General features: G+C 45.8%; 4 protein-coding genes and 1 pseudogene. 1 reads left to right on the top strand and 4 read right to left on the bottom strand.

What is annotated here, in order from left to right; all coding sequences use genetic code 11:
• Positions 1-114: 114 nt before the first annotated feature.
• The 4 genes from Q0C15_RS07985 to Q0C15_RS07970 form a co-directional block, all read right to left on the bottom strand.
• Positions 115-414 (bottom strand): hypothetical protein, encoded by a 300-nt coding sequence (locus tag Q0C15_RS07985; RefSeq protein ID WP_297218190.1) that lies wholly within the window; start codon positions 412-414, stop codon positions 115-117.
• A gap of 104 nt (positions 415-518) precedes the next feature.
• Positions 519-812, bottom strand: coding sequence for a DUF357 domain-containing protein (locus Q0C15_RS07980; RefSeq protein ID WP_110640304.1), 294 nt, complete (start codon positions 810-812; stop codon positions 519-521).
• A 17-nt stretch (positions 813-829) separates the two neighbouring features.
• Positions 830-1,303 carry a 5-(carboxyamino)imidazole ribonucleotide mutase gene (gene purE, locus Q0C15_RS07975; protein ID WP_297218185.1) on the bottom strand — a complete coding sequence of 158 codons (474 nt, stop codon included), beginning with the start codon at positions 1,301-1,303 and terminating at the stop codon, positions 830-832.
• A gap of 21 nt (positions 1,304-1,324) precedes the next feature.
• Positions 1,325-2,383: an L-threonylcarbamoyladenylate synthase gene (locus tag Q0C15_RS07970; RefSeq protein WP_297218182.1), complete on the bottom strand. Its 1,059-nt coding sequence runs from the start codon at positions 2,381-2,383 to the stop codon at positions 1,325-1,327.
• 81 nt (positions 2,384-2,464) lie between these two features.
• Between Q0C15_RS07970 and Q0C15_RS07965 the strand changes: the two are divergent.
• Positions 2,465-2,867: pseudogene (locus Q0C15_RS07965) on the top strand (peptidase); the annotation flags it as partial.

Raw genomic sequence — 2,867 nt, 5'->3', positions numbered from 1 at the left:
TCGCTAAAGCTGTTGAGATTTACAGCTTCCCCCAAACCCCACCTTCTCTTTTAAAAAATTTTAAGCGAATGCCTCGCATGAACAGGATGCACGAGAATTCTGATATGTTTTGGTTCATCTGTACTTACTGTAATCATATATCAGGTTTATCAGCTTCTTCTGCGTATCATAATCAATGACTCCTTCCTGGTATTTCTTACCGATAAATTCCTTGGCCTCCTTAACGCCCTTTTTAGAGGCAAGAGAATATATCGAACCCCTTATGGCACCGCGAACACTATCAGGAAGGCTTTCAACAGCTTTTCCTAGCATATAGCCGAACTCTTCACTCCTTCTCATATCAAGCTTCTTCTCTCTTTTCGGGAAATCATGCCTATCATGAAAATCCCTTCTATCGTTCTGTTGTCTTTTCATGGTTCTTACTCTTAATAATTTATTCATATATTTATATTTTGCCCATGCCTGAATGATCACCCGAAACTTCTTTGCTAGGGTCAATTCAAATCTTAGCGAGTCGATCATTCATAAAGTGTAAAAAGCCTGTGATCACCCGCACCATCGAATATACCCAAGCGTACTCCGGCATCTATCCAGCCATAGGAATAGTTGAGCGCTGCGAATGCATTTATAAGGTCACCCTTCCTGTAAAAGTCCTTGGCATCCGAATAGTAACTCATGATCATCTCCATGTTGTCCTCGGCTATCTTCCTCAGAAAAGATCCCTCTGCTGGCGATATCCTTATTTTCTTTATGGCTTCCTCCTCTATCCTGAAATACCTTTCGATCCTTTTTGCAAGATCTTCCTCTATCATATTAACACCGCCAGCATTTATTCTATCCTCTCGTTTAGAACCCTTGCCTTCTCGCTTTCCATATATCTCTTCATGGATTCCTCAAGCTCAGGATACTTGACGGACAGGATCCTGCATGCGAGTATTGCGGCATTCTTGGAGTTTCCTATCGCAACCGTAGCCACAGGTATGCCGGACGGCATCTGCACAATGGAGAGTAGGGAATCAAGGCCATTAAGATGCTTGCTTGGTACCGGTACCCCTATTACGGGCAATGTGGTCATGGACGCCACCATACCGGGAAGATGAGCAGCACCGCCCGCGCCTGCTATTATCACCTCTATACCATGATCCCTTGCCTCTGATGCAAACTGGAGCATGTATTCAGGCGTCCTGTGAGCCGATACCACCTTTGCCAAGACCTCAACACCCATGGAACGAAGAAAATCGATCGCGGGCTTCATAGTCTCATAGTCGCTGGAACTACCCATTATCACCGCTACCTTTGGCATAGAACTCACATCAGGTTACCGTTAATTTACCTTTTCCTTCATGCTCCCAATCAGATCCAGAAATTCTCTTACGTCCTTGACAGTCCTGTATGAGGCTTTTCTGATCCTGTTCATAATGGCAAATCCTATGCCTCTCTCCTCGAAGGGATGTATCAGAGCATATCCTGCATGCATATCGTCAAGAGCTATGAACGATGAGAACAGGTTATGCGCAACCGTGTAAAGATCCTTATCCGTCCCAAGCACTATCGTCCTCCTGCCCGGTCTCTCCATTTCGATGGTAGCGAGTATTACCATATCCTCAGGTGAATAGGGCAGGATCTCCTCGAACAGATCTCTGGTTTCCGCAAGTATCAATTTTGTAGATGGGGAATAATGCCTGTATTTCATGCCTGGCGTTATAGCAACCTTAGCCTCACCGAGTCCCCTGGCAACTTCACCGTATACGATGTGACCGAATACAGGCTCAAGGTCCTCGATCGTGTAAGAGCCAGGCCTCAACAGTTCAATGGGCTTTCTGGTAAGGTCGATGATCGTCGATTCAATACCGAATCTTGTAGGCCCTGCATCTATAATAACGTCTACCCTTCCATCTAAAAATCTTATGGCGTCCTTTGAATCCGTAATGCTTGGTCTTGTTGAAATATTGGCAGAGGGTGCGGCTATGGGGCCTGCCATTTCTATCAGATCATGCGCTATCTCATCGTCCGGCATCCTCACAGCAACCGTCGGCAGACCTGCTGTAACTATATCCGGTATGCCATCACGCTTCTTCACTACAACGGTCAGCGGGCCCGGCCAGACCCTCTCAAGATCCTGCACCCAACGATCCTCTTTAGGATCGGAAACAGACGCGAACTGATCCATGGACGATATATGCACTATCAGAGGGTTATCCGACGGCCTTCCCTTGGCTGTGAATATCTTTCTACAAGCATCCGCATTCTCCGCCAGCGCCCCGAGGCCGTAAACAGTCTCCGTTGGAAAGACCACGGTGCCACCGGAACGCAGGGAATCAACTGCATCCATGATCTGTTCCTTCGTGTATCTGATCCTGTCGATGTGCAGAATTCTGGTCATTGGTTCGCTATTCAGGGATCGTATATATCGATTTAGTATTTCAGGAAAATAGGTTTTTATAAAACGCTGCAATGGAATTGCATGAATCCGGGTATAGAGAAATATGAGATCAAATTCGATTTTGATTTGAAGGAGCTGACATACACCTCTCATGAGAGGATTTTTCTGAGCGGGGAATGGAAGGATCTTAAACTGGATGCCGTTAAGATCTCCATAGACAGGATAACCCATAACGGTAAGGAACTTAAATTTGAAACTGGCAATGACTATGTTCTGGTTAAGGGAAATTTCAAGGACAATGATGTTATTGATATAGATTTCCACGCCAAGGTCAGCGATACGCTCATGGGCCTGTATTTCTCAAAAACGAAAGAGGGGACGATGATCACAACCCAGTTTGAATCGAACGGGGCGAGGATGGCCTTCCCATGCGTAGATCATCCCGCCTACAAGGCAGTGTTTTCCATAACAGCGGTCATAGATA

Source organism: Thermoplasma sp., assembly GCF_023256435.1.
Lineage (GTDB): Archaea > Thermoplasmatota > Thermoplasmata > Thermoplasmatales > Thermoplasmataceae > Thermoplasma.
Note: the sequence above shows the minus strand (reverse complement) of the source record. Positions and strands in the feature narration are given on the sequence as shown.